The 22,759-nt window shown below is 71.4% G+C and carries 24 protein-coding genes; 8 read left to right on the plus strand and 16 right to left on the minus strand.

Going from position 1 to position 22,759, the window contains the following annotated elements; all coding sequences use genetic code 11:
* Window positions 1-3 precede the first annotated feature (3 nt).
* Window positions 4-363 (plus strand): VOC family protein, encoded by a 360-nt coding sequence (locus OG289_RS20715; protein ID WP_327315513.1) that lies wholly within the window; start codon window positions 4-6, stop codon window positions 361-363.
* A 52-nt stretch (window positions 364-415) separates the two neighbouring features.
* Complete coding sequence (locus OG289_RS20720) at window positions 416-814, plus strand: VOC family protein (protein WP_327315514.1); 399 nt, start codon at window positions 416-418, stop codon at window positions 812-814.
* Between the two features lie 49 nt (window positions 815-863).
* On the opposite strand, the gene OG289_RS20725 is transcribed toward OG289_RS20720, so the two are convergent.
* The 6 genes from OG289_RS20725 to OG289_RS20750 form a co-directional block, all read right to left on the minus strand.
* Window positions 864-1,997, minus strand: a complete 1,134-nt coding sequence (locus OG289_RS20725) for a dipeptidase (protein WP_327315515.1) — start codon at window positions 1,995-1,997, stop codon at window positions 864-866.
* 101 nt (window positions 1,998-2,098) lie between these two features.
* Window positions 2,099-2,362 carry a Txe/YoeB family addiction module toxin gene (locus tag OG289_RS20730; RefSeq protein ID WP_327315516.1) on the minus strand — a complete coding sequence of 88 codons (264 nt, stop codon included), beginning with the start codon at window positions 2,360-2,362 and terminating at the stop codon, window positions 2,099-2,101.
* Complete coding sequence (locus OG289_RS20735; RefSeq protein ID WP_327315517.1) at window positions 2,359-2,631, minus strand: type II toxin-antitoxin system Phd/YefM family antitoxin; 273 nt, start codon at window positions 2,629-2,631, stop codon at window positions 2,359-2,361. Before OG289_RS20735 ends, OG289_RS20730 begins: the two co-directional genes overlap by 4 nt.
* Window positions 2,632-2,718: 87 nt before the next feature.
* Window positions 2,719-3,906 carry a dipeptidase gene (locus OG289_RS20740; RefSeq protein WP_327315518.1) on the minus strand — a complete coding sequence of 396 codons (1,188 nt, stop codon included), beginning with the start codon at window positions 3,904-3,906 and terminating at the stop codon, window positions 2,719-2,721.
* Between the two features lie 7 nt (window positions 3,907-3,913).
* Window positions 3,914-4,435, minus strand: a complete 522-nt coding sequence (purE, locus tag OG289_RS20745; RefSeq protein ID WP_327315519.1) for a 5-(carboxyamino)imidazole ribonucleotide mutase — start codon at window positions 4,433-4,435, stop codon at window positions 3,914-3,916.
* Entirely contained in the window at window positions 4,432-5,571 is a 1,140-nt protein-coding gene (locus tag OG289_RS20750; protein ID WP_327315520.1) for a 5-(carboxyamino)imidazole ribonucleotide synthase, read from the minus strand. The genes purE and OG289_RS20750 overlap by 4 nt, the downstream gene beginning before the upstream one ends.
* A 198-nt stretch (window positions 5,572-5,769) precedes the next feature.
* Between OG289_RS20750 and OG289_RS20755 the strand changes: the two genes are divergently transcribed.
* Window positions 5,770-6,285 carry a GtrA family protein gene (locus tag OG289_RS20755; protein ID WP_327315521.1) on the plus strand — a complete coding sequence of 172 codons (516 nt, stop codon included), beginning with the start codon at window positions 5,770-5,772 and terminating at the stop codon, window positions 6,283-6,285.
* A gap of 55 nt (window positions 6,286-6,340) precedes the next feature.
* Here OG289_RS20755 and OG289_RS20760 read toward each other — a convergent pair whose 3' ends face one another.
* Window positions 6,341-7,615, minus strand: a complete 1,275-nt coding sequence (locus tag OG289_RS20760; protein WP_327315522.1) for an ATP-binding protein — start codon at window positions 7,613-7,615, stop codon at window positions 6,341-6,343.
* Window positions 7,616-7,710: 95 nt separating this feature from the next.
* A complete protein-coding gene (locus OG289_RS20765; RefSeq protein WP_327315523.1) occupies window positions 7,711-8,388 on the minus strand; it encodes a response regulator transcription factor in 678 nt (225 codons plus the stop codon).
* A 520-nt stretch (window positions 8,389-8,908) separates the two neighbouring features.
* Here OG289_RS20765 and OG289_RS20770 point away from each other — a divergent pair.
* The gene (locus tag OG289_RS20770; RefSeq protein WP_327315524.1) at window positions 8,909-10,405 is read left to right on the plus strand and encodes an oligopeptide:H+ symporter; all 1,497 of its coding nucleotides are present in this window, start codon (window positions 8,909-8,911) and stop codon (window positions 10,403-10,405) included.
* A gap of 140 nt (window positions 10,406-10,545) precedes the next feature.
* On the opposite strand, the gene OG289_RS20775 is transcribed toward OG289_RS20770, so the two are convergent.
* The 7 genes from OG289_RS20775 to OG289_RS20805 form a co-directional block, all read right to left on the minus strand.
* Window positions 10,546-11,811 carry a hypothetical protein gene (locus OG289_RS20775; protein WP_327320754.1) on the minus strand — a complete coding sequence of 422 codons (1,266 nt, stop codon included), beginning with the start codon at window positions 11,809-11,811 and terminating at the stop codon, window positions 10,546-10,548.
* A gap of 71 nt (window positions 11,812-11,882) precedes the next feature.
* Window positions 11,883-13,019: a hypothetical protein gene (locus OG289_RS20780; protein ID WP_327315525.1), complete on the minus strand. Its 1,137-nt coding sequence runs from the start codon at window positions 13,017-13,019 to the stop codon at window positions 11,883-11,885.
* Window position 13,020: 1 nt separating this feature from the next.
* Window positions 13,021-13,821 (minus strand): COG1470 family protein, encoded by an 801-nt coding sequence (locus OG289_RS20785; RefSeq protein ID WP_327315526.1) that lies wholly within the window; start codon window positions 13,819-13,821, stop codon window positions 13,021-13,023.
* A 29-nt stretch (window positions 13,822-13,850) separates the two neighbouring features.
* On the minus strand, window positions 13,851-14,546 hold the full coding sequence (locus tag OG289_RS20790) for an LPXTG cell wall anchor domain-containing protein (RefSeq protein WP_327315527.1): 696 nt from the start codon (window positions 14,544-14,546) through the stop codon (window positions 13,851-13,853).
* 132 nt (window positions 14,547-14,678) lie between these two features.
* Window positions 14,679-16,457 carry a serine--tRNA ligase gene (gene serS / locus OG289_RS20795; protein WP_327315528.1) on the minus strand — a complete coding sequence of 593 codons (1,779 nt, stop codon included), beginning with the start codon at window positions 16,455-16,457 and terminating at the stop codon, window positions 14,679-14,681.
* 322 nt (window positions 16,458-16,779) lie between these two features.
* Complete coding sequence (locus tag OG289_RS20800; RefSeq protein ID WP_327315529.1) at window positions 16,780-17,307, minus strand: ATP-binding protein; 528 nt, start codon at window positions 17,305-17,307, stop codon at window positions 16,780-16,782.
* 216 nt (window positions 17,308-17,523) lie between these two features.
* Window positions 17,524-17,898 carry an STAS domain-containing protein gene (locus OG289_RS20805; protein WP_327315530.1) on the minus strand — a complete coding sequence of 125 codons (375 nt, stop codon included), beginning with the start codon at window positions 17,896-17,898 and terminating at the stop codon, window positions 17,524-17,526.
* Between the two features lie 251 nt (window positions 17,899-18,149).
* Here OG289_RS20805 and OG289_RS20810 point away from each other — a divergent pair, with 251 nt between their 5' ends.
* Window positions 18,150-19,073, plus strand: a complete 924-nt coding sequence (locus OG289_RS20810) for an RNA polymerase sigma factor SigF (RefSeq protein WP_327320755.1) — start codon at window positions 18,150-18,152, stop codon at window positions 19,071-19,073.
* A gap of 299 nt (window positions 19,074-19,372) precedes the next feature.
* Window positions 19,373-20,899: an RICIN domain-containing protein gene (locus tag OG289_RS20815; RefSeq protein WP_327315531.1), complete on the plus strand. Its 1,527-nt coding sequence runs from the start codon at window positions 19,373-19,375 to the stop codon at window positions 20,897-20,899.
* 11 nt (window positions 20,900-20,910) lie between these two features.
* Here the strand turns inward: OG289_RS20815 and OG289_RS20820 are convergent, their stop codons facing one another.
* A complete protein-coding gene (locus OG289_RS20820; protein ID WP_327315532.1) occupies window positions 20,911-21,312 on the minus strand; it encodes an ATP-binding protein in 402 nt (133 codons plus the stop codon).
* Between the two features lie 200 nt (window positions 21,313-21,512).
* On the opposite strand from OG289_RS20820, the gene OG289_RS20825 reads away from it, so the two are divergent.
* On the plus strand, window positions 21,513-22,364 hold the full coding sequence (locus OG289_RS20825; protein WP_327315533.1) for a helix-turn-helix domain-containing protein: 852 nt from the start codon (window positions 21,513-21,515) through the stop codon (window positions 22,362-22,364).
* Window positions 22,365-22,372: 8 nt separating this feature from the next.
* Complete coding sequence (locus tag OG289_RS20830; protein WP_327315534.1) at window positions 22,373-22,561, plus strand: DUF397 domain-containing protein; 189 nt, start codon at window positions 22,373-22,375, stop codon at window positions 22,559-22,561.
* Window positions 22,562-22,759: the final 198 nt, after the last annotated feature.

Below are 22,759 nucleotides of genomic sequence, written 5' to 3' on the forward strand. Positions count from 1 at the left end.
GTCATGGCTCTCGCCAAGCTGGGTGTCGTCGTCCTGGACTGTCCCGACCCGGGTGCGCTGGCCGGGTTCTACGCCGAGGTGCTGGGCGGCAGCGTGGAGGGGGAGGGTGACTGGGTGGATGTGAAGGTGCCCGGCGGTCAGTCGCTGGCCTTCCAGGCCGCCCCCGGGTTCGTGCCGCCCGCGTGGCCCGCACCCGAGCGCTCGCAGCAGTTCCACCTGGACCTGACGGTCGACGACCTGGACGCCGCCGAGAAGGGCGTCCTCGCGCTGGGCGCGAAGCCGCTGGACGCGCAGGACCGCTCGCGTGGCTGGCGTGTGTACGCGGATCCGGCGGGGCACCCGTTCTGTCTGTGCAGCTGCTGACCCGTCCGCGCGGTCACTGACCCGGAGGACCCCGAAGAACCCGGAGGATCGCATGGCTCCCGTCGCCCATTTCCGTTCCGTCGTCCTCGACTGTCCCGACCCCCGCGCGCTCGCCGAGTTCTACGCGGCGGTCCTGGGCGGTACGCCCGAGGCCGAGGACGGGGAGGAGGACTGGATCGTCCTGCCGGTCCCCGGCGGTCCCCGGATCGCGTTCCAGCAGGTGGAGGGCTACACCCCGCCGGAGTGGCCGCGCGCCGACCGCAACCCTCAGCAGTTCCACCTCGACCTGAACGGCGGTGCCACCTGGGCGGAGATCGACGCGGCCCATGAGCGGGTGCTGGCGCTGGGCGCGCGTCCGCTGGATCTGGAGGACCGGGAGAAGAAGGACTTCCAGGTGTACGCCGATCCGGCGGGGCATCCGTTCTGCCTCTGCCGGATCGATCACCCCTGAGGCCCTGAGGCCCTGAGGCCCTGAGTGGGGCTCTGCGCCCCTGAGCCGGTCAGCCGTCCAGGTGCGCGATCCGTACCGGCGACGGCTCCCGGCGTTCCTGTGCCGCCCGGGCCGCGAAGTCGGCCGTGCGCAGGACACGCTGCACGTTTCCCCAGGTCAGCAGGGAGATGTCGGTGTCCGGCCAGCCGCGGCGGAGGAGTTCGGCGATCAGGTGCGGGTAGCCGGAGGCGTCGGCGAGGCCCTGCGGGTGGGCGGTGCCGGAGTCGTACGTGCCGGACAGGCCGACGCTGTCCGGGCCGGCGATCGCACGGACGTGGTCGAGGTGGTCGGCGACGTCCCGGACGCTCGGGCCGGTCTGCTCGGCGGTCAGCGGCACCAGGCACAGGCCCTTGGCCGCGCCCAGCTCGGCGAGCAGTTCGTCGGGCAGGTTGTCGGGGTGGGGGCGCAGCGCGCGGGCGGCCGATCGGGTGCACAGGACCGGCGTCCTGGAGAGCGTGAGGGTGCGGCGGACCGTGGTGTCGGAGGCGCCGGAGAGGTCGGCGAGCACACCGAGCCGGTTCATCTCGCGTACGACCTCCTCGCCGAACCGGGTCAGGCCCGCCGCGCTCGCCCAGGAGGTGCCGGCGAGGGTGAGGACGCGCAGGCCGAGAGAGTGCAGCACGCGCAGGATGGCGAGGGAGTCGTCGAGCGCGGCGGCCGCGGCCGGGCCCAGGACGACGGCGACGCGGCCGCAGTTGCGGGCGTCGATGACCTGCCCGGCGCTGCGTGCGAGCCGCAGCCCCTCGGGGTGAGCGGCTATCACCGACCGGACGAGGTCCAGCTGCTCCAGGGTGGCGCCGACGGCCCGGTCGGCGGCGAGGCCCTCGGGCAGGTGCAGCGACCACAGCAGGGCGCCGACGTGGCCCTCGCGCAGCCGGGGCACGTCCGTGTCGACGGCGCTCTCGCCGAGCTGGAGGTCGTACCAGGGCAGGTGACGCAGGGCCCAGGGCAGTCCGCTGTAGCCGTCGGCGACGGGGTGCGCGGCGAGGAGGGCGCGGGCCCGCTCCAGCTCGTCGGCCTGGCCGTCGGCGTCGGCCGGGATCGGGGGGTCTGGGGTGCGGGAAACCGCCTGCGCCGCATGGTGCGCCTTGTCGTGGTCGCCGGCCTCGGGGAGGGTGTGCAGTTCGTCCTGGAGGTCGGCCATGGCGGTCTCCGTACGTCGATCAGCAGTACGGTCACCGTCGCACGGCGGGAGGTGCGCTTCCTGATGGGCGGGGCGTTCGGAGTACCCCAGAGCACGCGCCCTCAGTCGTGGCAGTGGTAACGGGCCTTGAGGATCTTGAGTTCCTTGTCGTCCGCCCGGAAAACCAGCCGGTGCTCGTCATCGATCCGACGGGACCAGTAGCCGGACAGGTCACCCTTGAGCGGCTCGGGCTTGCCGATACCTGTGAACGGATCGCGCTGGATCTCGCCGATCAGCTCGGTGATCCGACGAGCCGTCCTGCGGTCCGGACCGAGCCGGAACAGGAAGTCCTCCCAGACGGCCGGGTCGAAGTGGACGCTCCTCACTCGTCCCCCGCCAGGTCCCGCAGTTCCTCGATGGACTTGCCGACCGTCACCGCACCCGCCTCGTCCCGGGCGACGGCTTCCATGAGGCGCCGCGCGTTCGCAGGGGAACGCAGCAGGTGGACGGTCTCCTGCCAGGATTCGTAGTCGTCCGCGGACATCAGCACGGCGTCACCGCCCTTGGAGCTGATGCGCACCGGCGTGTGGTCTTGGTTGACGCGCTTGATGAGGGGGAACAAGTCCCGACGGGCTTCACTGGCGCTTATGGTCATCGCGAACCACCCCTTCGACGACACGCTGGACGGTACCGAAATACCGCACCGCATCGGTACGAGTATCCGGTACCGCCGAGCTCCTCCTCAGCCGTCCAGCGACCCGATCGTCGCGTTGGAGGGCGCGCGTGTCGTCCGGAGGTCGCGGGCGACGTCCTCCGCCGCGCCCAGGACGCGCACCGCGTTCTGCCAGGTCAGCTTGGCGAGGTCCGGCTTGGACCAGCCGCGGTCGAGGAGTTCCGCGATCAGGTTGGGATAGCCGGAGACGTCGTCCAGGCCGTCGGGGGTGAAGGCCGTGCCGTCGTAGTCGCCGCCGATGCCGAGGTGGTCGATGCCGGCGGCCTCGCGCATGTGGTCGAGGTGGTCGGCGACCGTGGCGACGGTGGCGATCGGGCGGGGGTTCGTCTCCTCGAAGGCCCGGTGGACCTTCATCGCCTCGGGGGTGGTGGCCAGGTGGTGGAAGCCGTGGGCGCGCATGTTGTCGTCGGCCGCGGCCGTCCAGTCGACCGCCGCCTGGAGAACGAACTTCGGCACGAACGTCACCATCGCCATGCCGCCGTTGGCCGGCAGGCGTTCCAGGACGTCGTCCGGGATGTTGCGGGGGTGATCGCAGACGGCCCGGGAGGAGGAGTGCGAGAAGATCACCGGGGCGGTCGAGGTGTCCAGCGCGTCGCGCATCGTCGTCGCCGCCACGTGCGAGAGGTCGACCAGCATGCCCTCGCGGTTCATCTCGCGCACGACCTCACGGCCGAAGGCCGACAGGCCGCCGACCCCGGGCTCGTCGGTCGCGGAGTCCGCCCAGTCCACGTTGTCGTTGTGGGTGAGCGTCATGTAGCGCACCCCGAGCGCGTACAGACCGCGCAGGGTGCCGAGCGAGTTGGCGATGGAGTGGCCGCCCTCGGCGCCCATGAGCGAGGCGATACGGCCCTCCGCGCGCGCCGCCTCCATGTCGGCGGCGGTGAGCGCGGCGCGCAGGTCGGCCGGGTGGCGGGCGAGCAGCTGCCGTACGCAGTCGATCTGCTCCAGTGTCGCCGGGACCGCGTCGGGCAGGTCCGAGCGCACGTACACAGACCAGTACTGCGCGCCGACGCCGCCCGCGCGCAGCCGGGGGATGTCCGTGTGCAGGTGGGCGTGCTGGGGCGTGGCGATGTCGCGGGCGTCGAGGTCGTAGCGGACCTGTTCGCGCAGCGCCCAGGGCAGGTCGTTGTGGCCGTCGACGACCGGGAACTCGCGCAGGAGTTCGCGGGCGGCGTCCAGGGAGGTCGGCTCCGTCACTTCGCCGTCACTTCCCGAAGCCGAAGCCGTTCGAGCCCTCGACCTTGGCACGCAGGCGCTTGCCCTTCTCGGTGGCCTGGTCGTTGAGCTCCTGCTGGAACTCCCGCATGCGGGCGAGCAGCTCCTCGTCCTGGGTGGCGAGGATGCGGGCGGCGAGCAGTCCCGCGTTGCGGGCGCCGCCGACCGAGACCGTGGCGACGGGGACACCGGCCGGCATCTGCACGATCGACAGCAGGCTGTCCATGCCGTCCAGGTACTTCAGGGGCACGGGGACGCCGATGACGGGCAGCGGGGTCACGGAGGCGAGCATGCCGGGAAGGTGGGCCGCGCCGCCGGCGCCCGCGATGATCACCTTGAGCCCGCGCCCGTGCGCCTGCTCGCCGTACGCGATCATCTCGCGCGGCATGCGGTGGGCGGAGACGACGTCGACCTCGTAGTCGATCTCGAACTCGTCGAGGGCCTGGGCGGCGGCCTCCATGACGGGCCAGTCGGAGTCCGACCCCATGACAATGCCTACGACAGGGCTCATTCGGTGATCGTTCCCTTGAGGTAGCCGGCAGCGTGACGGGCGCGCTCCAGCACGTCGTCCAGGTCGTCGCCGTAGGTGTTGACGTGGCCGACCTTGCGGCCGGGCTTCACGTCCTTGCCGTACATGTGGATCTTCAGCTGGGGGTCGCGGGCCATGCAGTGCAGGTACGCGGAGTACATGTCCGGGTAGTCGCCGCCGAGGACGTTGACCATGACCGTCCACTTCGCCCGCGGGCGCGGGTCGCCCAGCGGGAGGTCCAGGACCGCCCGGACATGGTTGGCGAACTGGCTCGTGATCGCGCCGTCCTGCGTCCAGTGGCCCGAGTTGTGGGGGCGCATCGCCAGCTCGTTGACGAGGATGCGGCCGTCGCGGGTCTGGAAGAGCTCGACCGCGAGGTGGCCGACCACGTCCAGTTCCTTGGCGATACGCAGGGCCAGCTCCTCGGCGCGCAGGGCGAGGGCCTCGTCCAGGCCGGGGGCCGGGGCTATGACGGTGTCGCAGACGCCGCCCACCTGCTGCGACTCGACCACCGGGTACGCGACCGCCTGGCCGTGCGGGGAGCGCACGACGTTGGCGGCGAGCTCGCGGACGTAGTCGACCTTCTCCTCCGCCAGGACGGGCACGCCCGCGCGGAAGGGGTCCTCGGCCTCCGCCACGCTGTCGACGACCCACACGCCCTTGCCGTCGTAGCCGCCCCGGACGGTCTTCAGGACCACCGGGAAGCCGTCGCCCTCGGCGGCGAACGCGGCGACGTCCGCCGGGTCGGTCACGATCCTGTGCCTCGGGCACGGGACGCCGATCGCGTCGAGCTCCGCGCGCATCACCCCCTTGTCCTGGGCGTGCACCAGCGCGTCGGGGCCCGGGCGGACGGGAATGCCGTCCGCCTCCAAAGCCCTGAGGTGCTCGGTGGGGACATGTTCGTGATCGAAAGTGATCACATCGCACCCGCGCGCGAACTCACGCAGCGTGTCGAGATCGCGGTAGTCGCCGACGACGACATCGCTCACGACCTGCGCCGCGGAATCCTGTGGGGTGTCACTGAGGAGCTTGAACCTGATGCCGAGCGGGATGCCTGCCTCGTGTGTCATACGAGCGAGCTGGCCCCCGCCGACCATGCCGACTACCGGGAACGTCACCACCCCAGGGTATCGGCCACGCCACCGCGGCCGAATCCCGCGCCTCTTACCCGCACCTTTCCGGCCTCATACCCGCTGTTTCCCGGCTTCTTCCCCGCTGGTCACCGGCTCGTGAGCCGTACCACAGGAAACCGACAAGAGTGGTGGTTAGCATGGCTGGGTTGACGAAACCGAACCCGGACGGGGGCCTGTACGACCATGGCGCATGGTTCCTCGGGGCTGAAGAGGCTCGTCCGTGAGCTCGCGAAGTTCGGAGCCGTGGGCGGTGCCGGGGTGCTGGTCAACCTCGGTGTGTTCAACCTCGTCCGGCATCTCACCGACCTCCAGGTGGTGCGGGCGAGCGTCATAGCGACCGTCGTGTCCATCGTCTTCAACTACGTCGGGTTCCGCTACTTCACCTACCGTGACCGCGACAAGAGCGGGCGTACGAAGGAACTGACGCTGTTCCTGCTGTTCAGCGCGGTGGGCCTGGTGATCGAGAACGGGTTGCTGTTCGCGGCGACGTACGGGTTCGGGTGGGACAGCCCGCTGCAGAACAACGTGTCCAAGTTCGTCGGGATCGGGATCGCGACGCTGTTCCGGTTCTGGTCCTACCGGACGTGGGTGTTCCGGACGCTGCCCGCGAAGGAGGCGGTGGCCAGCGCGGAGTCGTTCCTCGCGGTGGCGGAGCAGTCCAGGAAGCCGGCGCCGCAGCCGACGGCCACGCGGCCCTGAAGGGCCTCGTCCTCATCGAACTCCCCGGAGCGGGCCCCGACGGGCCGGGACGGCTCTACCTGACGGTCGGCTCCTCGTCCGGCGTCGTCCGTTTCTGGGGGGCCGTACGGGACAGGAACAGGCCGAAGACCGGGGGCTGGGCCTGCAGCATCTCCAGGCGGCCGCCGTCGGCCTCCGCGAGGTCGCGGGCGACGGCCAGGCCGATGCCCGTGGAGTTGCGGCCGCTGATCGTGCGCTCGAAGATGCGGGCGCCCAGGTCGGCGGGGACACCGGGGCCCTCGTCCGTCACCTCGACCACGGCCTGGTTGCCGGTGACGCGGGTGCGCAGGGCCACCGTGCCGCCGCCGTGCATGAGGGAGTTCTCGATCAGGGCGGCCAGCACCTGGGCGACCGCGCCGGGCGTGCCCACCGCCCGCAGATGGCGTTTGCCGGAGCTGACGATGGCCCGGCCCACCCCGCGGTAGGCGGGACGCCACTCGGCGAGCTGCTGCTGGATGACCTCGTCGAGGTCGAAGGTGACCGCCGAGCCGGTGCGCGGGTCCCGGGCGTTGGTCAGCAGGCGCTCCACGACGTCCGTCAGGCGCTCCACCTGCGTCAACGCGATCGTCGCCTCCTCCTTCACCGTGTCCGGGTCATCGGTGAGGGTGATCTCCTCCAAGCGCATGGAGAGGGCGGTCAGGGGGGTGCGCAGCTGGTGGGAGGCGTCCGCCGCCAGTCGGCGTTCGGCGGTGAGCATGCGGGCGATGCGTTCCGCGGAGGAGTCGAGGACGTCGGCGACCCGGTCGAGCTCGGGGACGCCGTACCGCTTGTGGCGGGGGCGGGGGTCGCCCGAGCCCAGGCGTTCGGCCGTCTCGGCGAGGTCGGTCAGCGGGGAGGCGAGGCGGTTGGCCTGGCGGATGGCCAGCAGCACCGCCGCGATCACCGCGAGCAGCGCCACCAGGGCGATGATCAGCAGGGTCCGGCCGACCTCCCGGGTGACCGTGGAGCGCGGCTCCTGGACCAGGACGGTCTCGCCCTCCTCGCCGTCGGCCGTCGACCTGATGACGTCACCCTGGGGCTTGTTGCCGACCTCGATGGCCGGCCGGCCGGGGATGCGGATCTCGGCGTAACGGTCCTGCGTGACCTGGTCGCGCAGTATCTCGGCGGTGATGTTCTCCGAGCCCACCAGCCGGCTGTCCACGATGCTGGCCAGCCGCAGCGCCTCGGAGTCCACCCGCTCCTGGGCGCTGTTGCTGATGGTGCGGGTCTCGACGATGACGAGGGACACCCCGAAGACGGCGATGACGACGAGCACGACGGCGAGGGTGGACTGGATCAGTCGACGGCGCATGTCCTCTGCAACCCGCTAGAACCCGCTGGAAGGGGTTGAAATGATGGAACCTGTTGGACCTGTTGGACCTGCTGGACCTGTTGGACGGAGCCGGCTCAACTCTTCTCGAAGCGGAAGCCCACTCCGCGCACCGTGGCGATGTAGCGGGGGTTCGCCGCGTCGTCGCCGAGCTTCTTGCGCAGCCAGGAGATGTGCATGTCCAGTGTCTTGGTCGACGACCACCACGTGGTGTCCCAGACCTCGCGCATCAGCTGGTCGCGGGTGACGACCCGGCCGGCGTCCCGGACGAGGACCCGAAGGAGGTCGAACTCCTTGGCGGTCAGCTGGAGTTCCTCGTCGCCCATCCAGGCGCGGTGCGACTCGACGTCGATGCGCACGCCGTGGGTGGCGGGCGGCTGCTGCGGTTCGGCGGCGCCGCGCCGCAGCAGGGCCCGGACGCGGGCGAGGAGCTCGGCCAGTCGAAAGGGCTTGGTGACGTAGTCGTCGGCGCCCGCGTCCAGACCGACGACGGTGTCCACCTCGTCGGCGCGCGCGGTCAGGATGAGGATCGGAATGGCGTGGCCCTCGGAGCGCAGCCGGCGGGCCACCTCCAGACCGTCCATGCCGGGCAGCCCGAGGTCCAGCACGACCAGGTCGACGCCGCCCTGCATTCCGGCGTCGAGCGCGGTGGGGCCGTCCTCACGCACCTCGACCTCGTACCCTTCCCGGCGCAGGGCGCGGGCCAGGGGCTCCGAGATGGACGCGTCGTCCTCGGCGAGCAGTACACGGGTCATGAGCTGATGGTAGTCCGCGCGGGGCAGGCGTCGAAGTGTGATCGCCCACGCTGTTTCTTACCTACGGACATGCCGGACAGGCGGGGTGCCGGGCGGCGGCCGCCGCACCGGTGATCTTGGTACGGACCTGCAGTCGAGGGATGGCATCGTGGTACAGACCTTCGAATCACCGTTCATGGTTGCTTGATCACCTGTGATCCGTGTCTCAAGTCCTTCCATATCTGGCGTTGTCCTGTCGTATGGTGAAAGAACGCCTGTAGTACGCAGGGACCTTTGGCGGTCGGCTTGACGCTGAGGGTCTCTTTTGTGTGCGGGCCGGTTCGCGCCGGCCTGGCGAATGACCTGTGGCCGGGCCCCCGACTCGAGGGGCGTGGACCCCGGTGGTCGCCGTCCGCCGCTCCGAGACCCGGAGCGGCATGCCCCCGGGCGTAGGGGTGGACGACGCGTCCGCCGGTGCCGGCCGCCCCCCACCGGGCGCGCACCGCCGACGTGCAGCGCGTCCCGAGCAGCAAGGAACGACATGGCGTCCAGCCTGACGAAGGACTCGGCCCGCCCGGGCACCCCCGGCTCCGGGAAAACCTTCTTCGGCCACCCCCGCGGACTGGCCACCCTCTTCATGACCGAGATGTGGGAGCGCTTCTCCTACTACGGCATGAGGGCCCTGCTCCCGCTGTACCTGGTCGCTCCCGGCGGCCTGCACCTCAGCGCGGCGACCGCGACCGCGATCTACTCGGTCTACCTGTCCCTCGTGTACCTGCTCGCCCTGCCCGGCGGCTGGTTCGCGGACCGCGTGCTCGGCCCCCGCAAGACGGTCGCCGTCGCCGGCGCGATCATCATGCTCGGCCACCTCACCCTCGCGCTGCCGAACGCCGGCACCTTCTACGCGGGCCTCGGTCTGGTCGCCATCGGTTCCGGCCTGCTCAAGGCCAACATCTCGACGATGGTCGGCCACCTCTACGACGGCCCCGACGACCCGCGCCGTGACGGTGGCTTCACGCTCTTCTACATCGGCATCAACATGGGCGCGTTCGCCGCACCGCTGGTGATCGGCACCATCGGTGAGAACGTCAACTGGCACCTGGGCTTCGCGCTCGCCGCGCTCGGCATGGCGCTGGGCCTCGCCCAGTTCCTGCTCGGCAGCCGCCACCTCAGCTCCCGCTCGGACGTGGTCCCCACCCCGCTGTCCGCGCAGGAGAAGGCGGCCACGCTGCGGAAGGCCGCGCTCTGGGCCGCCGTCGCGATCGTCTTCTACGCCGTCGTCGGCGTCTCGGGCGTCTACACGCTGAACTGGCTGCTGGTCCCGATCACCGTCGCCGGCCTGGTCATCCCGGTCGTCGTCATCGCCCGCATGAAGCGGGACAAGGAACTGGACCGCGCCGAGCAGTCCAAGCTGACCGCGTACATCTGGTTCTTCGTCGCCGCGGCCGTGTTCTGGATGATCTACGACCAGGGCGGCTCCACGGTGTCCCTGTTCGCCGATTCCTCGGCGGACAACACCGTCTTCGGCTGGGAGTTCCCGGTCTCCTGGTACCAGTCGGTCAACCCGGTCATGATCATGGCCCTGGCCCCGCTGTTCGCCTGGGCCTGGCTGGCGCTGGCCCGGCGCGGCAAGGAGCCGAGCACCGCGACGAAGTTCGCGATGGGTCTGGTGCTGATCGGTGCGTCCTTCTTCCTCTTCCTGGCCCCGCTGTCGATCGCCGAGGGCGGTCACAAGGCGGCCGCGCTGTGGCTGGCGGCGATCTACTTCGTCCAGACCGTCGGTGAGCTGACCGTCTCCCCGGTCGGCCTGTCGGTCACCACGAAGATGGCTCCCGCGAAGTACGCCTCGCAGATGATGGGCGTCTGGTTCCTGGCCGTCACCGCCGGTGACGCCACGACCGGCCTGCTGTCCATCGCAGGCGTCGACCTCAACAAGACGGGCATCGTGGCCCTGGAGGCCGTGCTCGCCGTCATCGCCGGTGCGGCGGTGTGGATGTACCGCCGGAAGGTGAGGTCGCTGATGGGCGACGTCCACTGACGTCCGGCCACCGGCCCGGCCGGAGGGCCACCGCATCACCCGATGCGGTGGCCCTCCGGGCATTTTGGGGACACCTTTGGCAGGAGTGTGGGCGGTGGACATCGGCAAGCCGTGAACGGCCCACGGCAACCGTCACGGACCTACCGCAGGCGCCGCCGTCCCGGCATGAACGTGAAGACCGCCCCGCCCAGCAGGATCGCAGTGCCCGCCACCAGGCCCAGGGCCTTCAGGGTGCCGTGGTCGCCGGCGCCCGTTTCCGCGAGGCCGCCGCTGGTCGACGTACTGCCGCCCGAGGACGAGCCGCTGCCGCCGGACGCGCCGCTCGCCTGTTCCTCGGTGTTCAGGGTGAGGGAGACGGCCGTGCTGTCCGGGGTGCACGTGGTGGTCGTGCCCATGGCCTCGATCACCAGGACGCCCGGGGAGAGCGTGGACTCGCCGGTCGCGCCGGGCTTGTAGGTGCCCTTGAGGTCCGGGATCTCGATCGGGGAGTTCTGCGGAATCGCCGAGGAGTTCAGCGGCCCCTCGACCTTCACCGTGCCCGAGTCCGAGCCGCCGAGCACGACCTGCATGGTCGGCTTCACCTTGCCGGCCGGGATGTCGATCGGGCTGTCCATCACCGACTTCTTGAACTGCACGGTGAGGTCGTAACTCCCGCCGTTCTTCTTGGCGTTGATCTGGATCGGCGAGGTCGCCTTCTTCTGCCCGATGGGCGAGGCGCAGCTGTAGGGGATGTCGACGACCTTGCCGGTGAAGTCGGTCTGCCCGTCACCGCCGGTCGCGGAAGCCGACGGAGAGGTGCTGGGGGTGGTGGACGCGCTCGACGACGGTGACTGGCTCTGGCTCTGCGAGGGGTCGGCAGACGTACTCGGCGAGGACGAGGACGAAGCCGAGCTCGAACTCCCCTCCCCCGCCGTCACCGTGATCGTCGCGGCCGGCTGGACGGTCTCCGTCGGCGCGCACTTGGTGTCCGTCCCCAACGCGTTGACGACGTACGCGTCCGGCGTCAGCGTCACCTGCCCCGCCGCCGTCAGTTTCAGCGTGCCCTTCATGGCGGACAGCTTCATCGGGCTGCCCTTGGGGATCGCCGGGTTCTCGCGCAACCCCTGCATCGCGATGTCCGCGGTCTGCGCGCCGGCCGCCTTGAGGGTGCCGGACGGCTGGACCGAGTTCGCGGGCAGGTCGATGATGTCGGGGTTCTTGGACGCGGCCTGGGTGAAGTTCCAGACGATGTCGACGGTGTCGCCGACCTTCGCCGTGGCCGGTGCGGTGATGTCGACCTTGGTGGTGCCGGTGACGTCGGGCAGTCCGATGCCGGACGGCGGAATGCACTTGGTGGCGTAGGACACCTCGGCGGCCTGCGCCTGCCCGGCGGTCACGCCCAGCAGGACGGCAGCCCCGGTGAGCATGACGGCGACGCCGGCCGCCGCCGCTCGCTTCCGCGCGGGCGCACGGTCTGGTGGTGGTACGGCTCTCTCGCTCAACTCGTTCCCTTCCCTCCGGGAATCGTGGGAGTCGTAGGACTCGTGGGAGTCGTGGGACTCGTGGGAGTCGTGGGACTCGTCCGTCGGTCTTCGTGCGGTGCGGAGAGCCGGCCCGCCGGGTCCGGACCGGAGTCCGGGGTGAACCACGGCAGGGTCGCGGTCGAGGGGGACGGCGCGGGTTCCGGGGCCGGGCCCGTCGTCCTGGTCGCATGCCATCGGATGCGCGACGGCCATCGGGTGCGTGCGGGGCGCCGGGCCGCGTGGCGCGGTCGTACCCGGTCCACCACCGCCATTCCGACGCGGAACACCGCCGCCGGCACCACCACGCAGAGCAGGATCCAGAACAGGGTCACGCCCCAGGGGCGGCCCACGCCCCACGGCTGCTCGGCGAGGACCTTCCCGCCGTACTTCAGGGAGACCGTGTAGTCGCCGTGGGCGCCGGCGGTGAGTTCGACGGGCAGTTCGACGCGGGCCTTCTCGCCGGGGTCGAGCGTGCCGCGCCACGCCCGCTCGTCCCACTGCGGGGCGAACACCCCGTGCGCGGTGCCGACCTGGAACACGGGGTTCTCGACGGGCGCGGTGCCGACGTTGCCGACGGTGAAGACCAGCGTGCGGGCGGGCGGCGCCCCGAACCAGGTCAGCAGGGAGCCGGAGCCGTCGAGCCGGGTGTCGGTGAGCACGGAGAGTCGTCCGCCGGTCGTCTCGGCGGGCAGTGGTCGGACCGGGTGCCCGGCCACCTGGAACACCGCGTCGGCCTGCGCCTTCGTGCCGGTCGCGGTGGCCACGTGCACCACGCAGGGGCAGGGCACCGGCGGCTCGGCCACCGGCAGGGTCCGGCTGAAGCGGCCGTCGGCGCCCGTGGTGACGGCGCGGCCGTCGGCGTTGGCGCAGGAGTTGGTGCCGCCGACCACGCCCCGGGCCGGTGTCGCCTGCCCGCACACCAGCAGCATCAGCAGCGTGCGCGATCGCCAGCCGCTGCCGCTGACGGTGATCGAACCGCCGGTCCCCGCCTGGGACTCGGAGAGGGTGACGGTCGGCCCGTCGGCCGCCACGGCGGTGCCGGCCAGGGGCAGCAGAAGCAGAAGCAGAAGCAGGGCCGACACCAGCGCCGTGATCCGCAGCTTGCCTCTCACCTCAGCACTCCCCCCGGACGGACTTCCGTCGTCGTACGAGCACGGCGGCCGCCGCGACCGACAGCGCGCCGGCCGCCGCGCCCGCCGCCGCGCCCCACGGCACGAACCGCGCGGACGCCCTCCCGGTGGCCCGCGCCGCGCCGGGCGCGGTGACCGTCAGGCGGACGGTGACGGCGTCCAGGGCCGGCCGGCCGGGCCACGGTTCGTCGAGGGCGAGGCGCCGGCCCGGGGGCAGCTGGACGGGCAGGGTGCGCGCGGGGCGGTCCAGGACGGCGCCGAGGACGCCGTCCGCGTGGACGGCGAGCCGTGGGACGAGGGCCGTGGTGCCCCGGTTGACCAGCTCGTACGTGATGCGGTCGCCGCGCACGGCCACATGCTCGACGGTCAGCGCGGCCAGTTCGGGTCCGCCGACCCGGATCAGCAGCCGGACGCCGGCCTCCCGGCCGGTGGAGTCCCGTACGACGATCTCGCCGACGCGGTCGCCGGGCCGCGCGTCCGCCGGGACCGTCACCGTGAACGGCACCTCGGCGCGGGTGCGGGCGGGGATGCCGGGGGCCGCGTCGGCGAAGGCGACCCGCAGACCGGCGCCGGTGGCGCGCAGCCGAACGGTGAGCGGCTCCGCGCCCCGGTTGGTCACGGAGACCGTTTCCTGAAGCACCGCCCCGGGCACACCCTCCGCGTAGAAGGACGGCCGTCCCCCGCCGGAGGGCGCGACCGACCAACTGCCCGGCGTGGCGGCCGGGGTGGCGGCGAGCAGCAGCGGCAGGGTCAGCAGCAGGGCTCGGGCGGCGGCGTACGGCATCGGCGGCTCCAGCACTCGTACGTGGGGGGTCAGCGGCGGGCGTGTGCCGTCCGGCCTCGCCGGGTCAGCCACAGGGCGCCCGCCGCGCCCGCGAGCAGCACCGTGCCGCCGAGGGTGCCGAGGGCGATCGCGGAGTCCTCGGGGCCGGTCTGCGGGAGCTGGCCGCCGCTGTCGCCGGAGTCGTCGGATCCGCCGTCGCTCGTCGCGCCGCCGCCCGGCGCCGTCACGTCGAGGGTGAGGGAGGGCCCGGGGCTGTTGCCGGGCGTGCACGTGGTGGTCGTGCCCATCGCCTTGATGGTGAGCACGCCGGCCGTGAAGGTGACCTTGCCGGTCTTCTTCGGGGTGTACGTGCCGCTCAGGTCGCTGATCTTGATGGGGGTGTTCTCGGGGATCGCGGCCTGGTTGGCGGATCCGGTGACGTACAGGGTGCCCCCGTCGACGCCGCCCAGCTTGATCGTGGCGCTCGGCTTCATCGAGCCCGCGCCGAGTTCGATGGGGCTCGAGGAGACGCCCTTCTGCCAGGACATGGTGATCTTGTAGCCGCTGCCGCTCTTGACACCCTTGATGTCGATGGGCGATACGGCGCTCTTCACGCCGATGGGCGTATCGCAGGTGTAGTTGACGTTCACGACCTCGGCCACGGCCACCGGGGCGGCCATCCACACCGCCGAGCCGGCCAGGGCCGCGGCAGTCGCGAGCGCGGCGGTTCGCTTCCGGTTCGACACGGTCCCGTCCCCTCACTCCCACCGCCCCGCCCTTACTGACGAGGCATCAGATTGAGCCGTCAAGGTACGCCCGGGGCGATGAGGAGGGAAGAGAAGGTGCGCGCCGGAGTTGTGGGGATCCGGCGCGCGGATTCAGTGGGTCTCGAGGACGTCCGGAGCCCCCCAGCGGCGCAGCACTTCGGGGACGACGACCGTCCCGTCGGGGCGCTGGTGCTGTTCCAGGAGGGCCGGGAGCAGGCGGCTGGTGGCCAGGCCCGAGGCGTTGAGGGTGTGCACGTACCTCGACTTCCCGCCGTCGGCCGGGCGGTACCTGATGCCGCCGCGCCGGGCCTGGTAGGCGCGGGCGTTCGACACCGAGCTGACCTCCGCGTAGGCCCCGAGGCTCGGCAGCCAGACCTCGACGTCGTACGTCTTCGCCTGGGCCGGGCTGGTGTCCCCGGCGGCGAGTTCGACGACACGGTGGTGGAGCCCGAGGCCGGCCACCAACTCCTCCGCGCGGGCGAGGAGTTCGAGCTGTGCGGCCTCCGAGTCCTCGGGCCGGACGTACTGCACCAGCTCGACCTTGTTGAACTGGTGGCCGCGCAGCGTCCCGCGCTCGGCCGTGCGGTAGCCGCCGGCCTCCTTGCGGTAACAGGGCGTGTAGGCGACGTACTTGAGCGGCAGATCGCGCTCGGCGAGGGTCTCGCCGCGGTGCAGCGAGACCAGGGCGGTCTCGGCGGTGGGCAGCAGGAAGCGCTCGGGACGGCCGTCCGCGCCGCGTTCGGTGACGTACACCTCGTCGGCGAACTTGGGGAACTGGCCCGCCGTGTACCCGGCTTCGTAGGTGAGCTGATGCGGCGGCAGCACGAACTCGTAACCGGCCCGGCGGTGCGTGTCGAGGAAGTGGTTGAGCAGCGCCCACTCCAGGGCGGCGCCCGCTCCCCGGTAGACCCAGTTGCCGCTCCCGGCGAGCCGCGCGCCCCGCTCGTAGTCCACGAGGCCCAGCTCCCGGGCGAGCCGGACATGGTCCCTGACCTCCGGGAAGGCCGCGAAGTCGGGCGGGGTGCCGACGGTCCGGACGACCTGGTTGCTCTCCTTGCCGCCGGCGGGGACGTCGTCGTCGGGGAGGTTGGGGAGGGCGTCGAGGAAGTCCTGGTGCCGGGCGGCGAGTCGGGCGAGGCCGGCTTCGGCGGCGGTGAGGCGGGCGGCGAGGTCCTGGGCCCGCGCCCGGAGGGCGGCCGTCCGTCCGGTGACCTGGTCGGCGGCCTGGTCGATGGCCTGTCCGGCGGCCTGGTCGGTGACCTGTCCGGCGGCCTGTCCGGCGGCCTGTCCGGCGGCCTGGTCGGTGACCTGGTCGGTGACCTGTCCGGCGGCCTGATCGGTGGTCTGTCCGGCGGCCTGGTCGATGGCCTGGTCGGTGACCTGTCCGGCGGCCTGTCCGGCGGCCTGTCCGGCGGCCTGGTCGGTGACCTGGTCGGTGACCTGTCCGGCGGCCTGGTCGGCGGCCTGGTCGGCGGCCTGGTCGGCGGCCTGGTCGGTGACCTGTCCGGTGGCCTGATCGGTGGTCTGTCCGGCGGCCTGGTCGGTGACCTGGTCGGCGGCCTGGTCGGTGACCTGTCCGGCGGCCTGATCGGTGGTCTGTCCGGCGGCCTGATCGGTGGTCTGTCCGGCGGCCTGATCGGTGGTCTGTCCGGCGGCCTGGTCGATGGCCTGGTCGGTTGTCCGTCCGGTGGCCTGGTCGGTGGCGCGGCGGGCGGCGATCGCCGCCGAGAGGCGCCTGCGTTCGCCGCGCAGCCGCTCCACCTCGGTGCGGGTCTCGCGGAAGTCGGCGTCCAGGGCGAGGAAGGCGGGGAGGTCGGCGTCCGCGCCCCGCTTGCGCAGGGCCTCGCGGACGTGGTCGGGGTGCTGTCTGATGAGGGTGACGTCGAGCATGGTGCGCGCTCCGTCCGGTTCTGCCGGAGCGGCACGCACCGCCCCGGGGTGGGTCCCTCGGGGCGTGGGCGAGAGGGTGCTCGCGGTGCCACCACGCCTTCACCGCCGCCGGCCCAGCCGTACGACGGTCTCGTTCTGGCCCGGTGACGGGGGCCGGCCGGCGGGGCATTGCCTCCCCGCACTCGGGAGGGGATTCACCCTGGGGCACGAGGCCGCCTTCACACCTGGTGGCGGCTCTCTCGGCTCGCGGAACCCGGGCTACTCGTCTCCGTCATCGCGTTGCGCACGAGCGTAGGGAGCCGGGCCCGGCCGGCAAAACGAATTACGCCGGGGCGCCCAGTTCCGCCCAGACCGTCTTGCCCGCGACACCCGGGGCCCGCACGACGCCCCAGTCCAGGCAGAGGCGCTGGACGATGAACATGCCGTGTCCGCCGGGGCGGCCCGCGCGGTGCGGGGTACGCGGGGCCGGCTGGCCCGTGCCGCGGTCGGAGACCTCGACGCGGATCACCTTGTTGTCGCAGCCGAGGACCATCCGGTCCGGTCCCTCGGCGTGCAGACACGCATTGGTGACCAGCTCGGAGACGACGAGCAGCACGTCCTCCGCGGCGGCCCGCCGGTCGGCGGAGGCGGCCGGCAGCCAGCCCCACGCGTACAGCGCCTGACGGGCGAAGTCACGGGCGAGCGGGACGACCCCGCTGGCGCCGTCGAAGCTCAGCCGGCGTACCTGACGGCCGCCCGGCACTCCGGACGAACCGGACGCCTCGGCCGCCGCTCCCCCTTCGGACGACCCGGAAGCGCCGCTTGGCTCCGGGCCGTGGTCGCCCGGCGAGCATGGCCGGGTGGTGCTCATCAGCGCTTCACCTCACCGATTCCCCGATTAACCGGTTCACAATTCAAGAGTGGGATCTCTACAAAGTCTGTACGTAGGTAGTACGTAGGCCGACGGCGTTCTCGTCGACCTTGCCGCCGACATGTTCAGGGCCCAGGGTGTCTCCTGCCCGGGGGGACCGGGGGAACACCCCCTGTTCCCGCCCGATCACACCTGTTCCCCGGCGGACGGCGAAGTTCAGCCGTCGTCGGCCAGGGCCGCCTCGACCGTGGCGTGCACGGTGAACACCGCGTCCGCGCCGGTGATCTCGAAGACCCGCGCCACCACGGGCAGCATCCCCGCCAGATGGACTCCGCCACCGGCCGCCTCCGCCTTCAAACGGGCTCCGAGCAGCACGTTCAGCCCGGTGGAGTCACAGAACTCCAGGCGGGTGCAGTCCACCACCAGGCGGCTGCGCCCCCTGGCGAGGCAGTCCTCGAGTGGCTCACGCAACAAATCGGCGGTGTGGTGATCCAACTCACCCGCCGGGGTCACAACGGCGCTGGAACCCTCTTCCCGCACCTCGACCAGAAGCCGGCCAGACTGTGCGCTACCGACCGTCCCGCGGTCCATGCCGTCTCTTCTCCTGGGGTCGTGAACTGCTTGCTGACGCCCTCGAACCCTACGCCTTCCACCCTCACCTCAACACCTGAACAATCACCCACAAACGGACATAACTCAACAAAAGACACTTGCGGTTGGTCGAGTAAAGCGGGTAGGGCTAGTAGGAACACGTAACCGACACGGCCGGCTTTGGAGGCGCCGCACACCGTAGTGCGCTCACTGGCTTCGGCAGCCATACGCCGAGAACGATGGAGGACACCATGTCACCCCGGCTCGACGCACCGCCTACCCGCGGAGCGACGTCGACACCCCCTCCGGAACAAGAACATCTGGAACCCATCGCCCAGGACACGGCGCTGGACGTCGACCCCACCGACGCCCTCGCCGGACTTCCGGAGATCCCCCCGTACGACGAGGTGGGCCCCGTCGACGCACGGGCCCTGTCCAAGACCCTGTTCGCGCGGCTCGAATCCCTCGAGGAGGGCACGCACGAATACTCGTACGTCCGCAACACCCTCGTCGAACTGAACCTCGCGCTGGTCAAGTTCGCCGCCTCCCGCTTCCGCTCGCGCAGTGAGCCGATGGAGGACATCATCCAGGTCGGCACCATCGGCCTGATCAAGGCGATCGACCGCTTCGAGCTCTCGCGGGGCGTCGAGTTCCCGACTTTCGCGATGCCAACCATCATCGGCGAGATCAAGCGCTTCTTCCGCGACACCTCGTGGTCGGTGCGCGTCCCGCGCCGGCTCCAGGAGCTCCGGCTCGACCTGGCCAAGGCGGGCGACGAACTGGCCCAGAAGCTCGACCGGGCGCCCACCGTGGGGGAGCTGGCCGAGCGGCTCGGCATCTCCAACGACGAGGTCGTCGAGGGCATGGCCGCGTCGAACGCGTACACCGCCTCGTCGCTGGACGCGCAGCCGGAGGAGGACGACGCGGAAGGCGCCCTCGCCGACCGCATCGGCTACGAGGACCACGGACTCGAAGGCATCGAGTACGTCGAGTCGTTGAAGCCGCTGATCGCCGAACTCCCGCCCCGCGACCGGCAGATCCTCTCCCTCCGATTCGTCGCCGGCCTGACCCAGTCGGAGATCGGCGAAGAGCTCGGCATCTCGCAGATGCACGTGTCGCGACTGCTGTCGCGCACCCTGGTGCGGCTGCGCAAGGGGCTGACGGTCGAGGAGTAGGCCCGCGGGCCGCGGACCGAAGGCAGCACCACTTTTTACCGGTGTCCACTGGACACCGGTGCCGTCCGCGTCCAGGCGATCAGTTGCCGAACGATCGCCCGGGCGCGGACGTCGGCATGCGGGCGGGGGCGACGGACGGGGACGACGGCCCGGCCCCCGGACCGCCTCTTCGGTTACCCCCGGAAACCTCCCCACGCGACACCTCCCGCCACTAAGGTCGCCTCCACCCCAGACTGACCAGCACGTCAGCAACGGAAGCAGCCGGAGTGTTCGGCGTGGAGGCGAGGAGGCGACCCCGCATGGCCCGTGCCGACGGAAACGGCCTGAGCACAGGTGACTCCGGCGGTTCCGACGCACACCTCACGGACCTGCTGCGCGCGGCCCCCGCCACCGCCTACCCGGCGCTGCGCGAGCTGCGCGCCCGCCACCAGCCGTCCGTTCTGACCTACGCCCGCCTGTGCACGACGAGCGAAGCGGCGGCGCGGCGGCTCGCGGCAGAGGCGTTCGCGCTTGCCGCGCGGGAGACGGCGCGCGGCAACGATCCCGGCGGCCCGTGGCGACACCGGCTCCTGCTGCTCGCAGGGCAGGCAGCGGCCGACTGGGCTCGGGACGACCGGGCCGGCGGCCTGGACACGGGCCTGCTCCTCGTCCTCAACACCGCGACGGCCTCGGGCGGCCCGGTCCCACCCCTGCTCGCCGCGTTCCAGTCCCTCCCGCCCCGCGCGCAGGGCCTGCTCTGGTACGGCGTGGCGGAGCGCGAGGCGACCGACCGGACGGCCCTGCTGCTCGGCCTGACGGCGCAGGACGTTACGTACGGGATCGCCCCCGCCCTGCTCTCCCTCGCCCAGACCTCCCTGCGGCTTCGCCTCGCCGCCTCGGACGATCCGCGGTGCGGCGACTTCCGCCGGCTGATCGAGGAGTCCGTACGTCCGCAGGGCGCGCGCCACAGCCCCGACCTGGAGGCCCACCGGGCGCACTGCCGGCACTGCGCGACCGCGTACGAGGAGCAGCGCGCGCTGCGTGACGATCCTCGCGGAGCGCTGGCGGAGGGTCTGCTGCCATGGGGCGGGTCGGCGTACGTGCGGGACGACCGCCAGCCGTCCGAGGGCCGGCGCCCGACGGCCGCGAGCCGACCGTCGCGGCGGGTGGCGCTGGCCTCGGCGGCCTTGGGGGTGGCGGTGGTGCCACTGGCGGTGGCCCTGCTGGTGACCTCGGGCGACTCGGGGGATTCGCAGGACTCGGCGAGCGCGGTCGTCACCGGCCCGTCGACGGTTCCCCCGGTCACGGTGACAGCGACGGCGACGATCTCCGCGCCACCCGCCTCTCCCTCTGCCTCCCGCTCGCCCTCCCGGACGCCGAGCCCGTCCCCCTCCCGCACGAGCGCCCCGCCGAAGCCGAGGCCCACGCCTTCACCGACGCGCGCACCCGGCGGGACGTACGCCCAGGTCGTGAACGTGGCCAACGGGCTCTGCCTGGAGGTGGCGGGCGACTTCACCAACGGCACGGACGTGGTGACGGTCCCGTGTTCCGCCTCGCCCAGCCAGCGGTGGCGGGCGGACGCGGGGCGCGGGGTGCTCCAGTCGTACGCCGACCAGGACTTCTGTCTGGACAGCAGGGGGTCCGTGGACAAAGGCGTGGGGGTGTGGGAGTGCGCCTCGGTGGAAGGCGATCACGGGGTGAACCTGCGGTTCACCGTGGACGGCGACGGGACGATACGCCCGGGGATCGCCATGGAAACGGCGCTGACGGCGGACGTGAGCGGCGGTGTGTCACTCAACCCGCTCGACGAGGAGGGGGACCAGCTGTGGCGAGCGGGCGCGGGGTGAGTGTCGTGCGCCTACGCCGCCTTCAGTTCACACCATACGAGCTTGCCCCGATGCCCCATCCGTGACAGCGGCTGCCAGTGCCAGAGATCCGAGCAGGCCCGCATCAACGCCATCCCCCGGCCGCTCTCGGCATCGCCGAGCTCCTCCAACCGACAGGGTGGCTCGGGCGGTTCGGGGTCCGCGTCCCACGCGCCGATCTGCAGGACACCGTCCCGGAAGCGCAGACGCAGACAGGCGGGGCCCTTGGTGTGCCGTACGGCGTTGGAGACCAGCTCCGAGGCGAGCAGCTCCGCCGTGTCCACGAGGTGGATGAGGCCGTGCAGGGTGAGGATCAGGCGGAGGGCGCGGCGGCACACGGTGACGGCGCGGGGGTCTTGCGGGATGTAGAGGGAGTACTCCCAGGGATCGGACATGCGTCAACTCCGGGTGGGGGATGGGTGATCGAGCGCACGGTGGCATTGCCGCAGCCGTCACGGCAGGACGCGGCGGTGCGCTTCCGTAGCGTTGATGTCGCGTCACTGACAGTAGACCTAACTTTTTAAGTTTCACAAGCGGAGCGCGTAATCTGACCCCGAACGAGTCGCGCTCCCAGGCGCGTTGAGAGGGGCACGCGATGGCATTGCGGCAGGACCCAACGGCACGTCAGATGCGCCTGGCGACCGAATTGCGCAGGCTCCGGGAGACAGCGGGACTGGCCTCTCGGGAAGCGGCGGCACTTCTCGGGGTCAGCGGCTCACAGATGAGCCAGATCGAAGCCGGCCTCACGGGCGTGAGCGAGAAACGGCTGCGCCGCATGGCAGCCCAGTACGTGTGTACCGACGAGGCACTCATCGACGGACTCGTCGCCTGGGCGACAGACCGGACACGCGGCTGGTGGGAGGCATATCGAGGACTGCTACCCACGCCGTTCCTCGACCTCGCGGAACTGGAGCACCATGCCACTTTCCTGCGCGAGGTCCAGTTCCTGTTCGTTCCCGGCCCGCTCCAGACAGCGGACTACGCTCGCGCGGTCTTCGCCTATCGGATTCCGGAACTTCCTGCCGACGAACTGGAGTTGCGTGTCCAGCACCGCACGCGACGCAAGGTGATGCTCGAAGGCCCTGCTCCGGTCTCCTACGAGGCGGTCATTCACGAGGCAGCACTGCGCATCATGGTCGGCGACCGCTCCGCCTCACGGGCCCAACTCGGGCACCTCCTCGAACTCTCCGAAGCAGCGCACGTCACCCTGCGCGTCATCCCGCTCGAGTTGCAGGGATTCGCCGGTGCCGCGAGTGCCATGACATATGCGGGAGGTCCCGTGCCAAAGCTGGACACCGTCGTACGCGATGGCCCCCAAGGCGCAGCCTTCATCGACTCCGAAGCCCAACTCGGGGCCTTTCGAACGCTCTTCCGTAAAGTGGAGGCCGTGTCGCTTGAGGCCGAGCGGTCCCGCGACTTCATCCACCAGCTGGCCAAGGAGCTGTGAGGCGTCCCATGACCACCCCCGACAACTGGCAGAAGTCGTCCTACTCAGGCCCCGGCGACGGCGACTCCTGCGTAGAACTCGCCTCCACCCCCACCACCCTCCACCTCCGCGAATCCGACGACCCCGCCACCGTCCTCACCATCACCCCCGCCCCCCTCACCCACCTCCTGGCAGCCATACGCACCGACACGCTCTGACGAGGGGGAGCCGGTTCCGTCCCCCAGCATCAGAGGCATCCGGTTCCTTGCTGCCGGCAGTTCCGTCTTCTGGGCCGCAGTCGTACCCAGGGCCAGTTCGCGGTTGCCCGCGGTCAGCGACCGGATCGTGTTGCCGAACTGGTCGTACTCGGTGACCGTGACATGGTGGCCGGGCGTGGCCTCATCGAGATCGGCTGT

This window comes from Streptomyces sp. NBC_01235 (genome assembly GCF_035989285.1).
GTDB lineage: Bacteria > Actinomycetota > Actinomycetes > Streptomycetales > Streptomycetaceae > Streptomyces.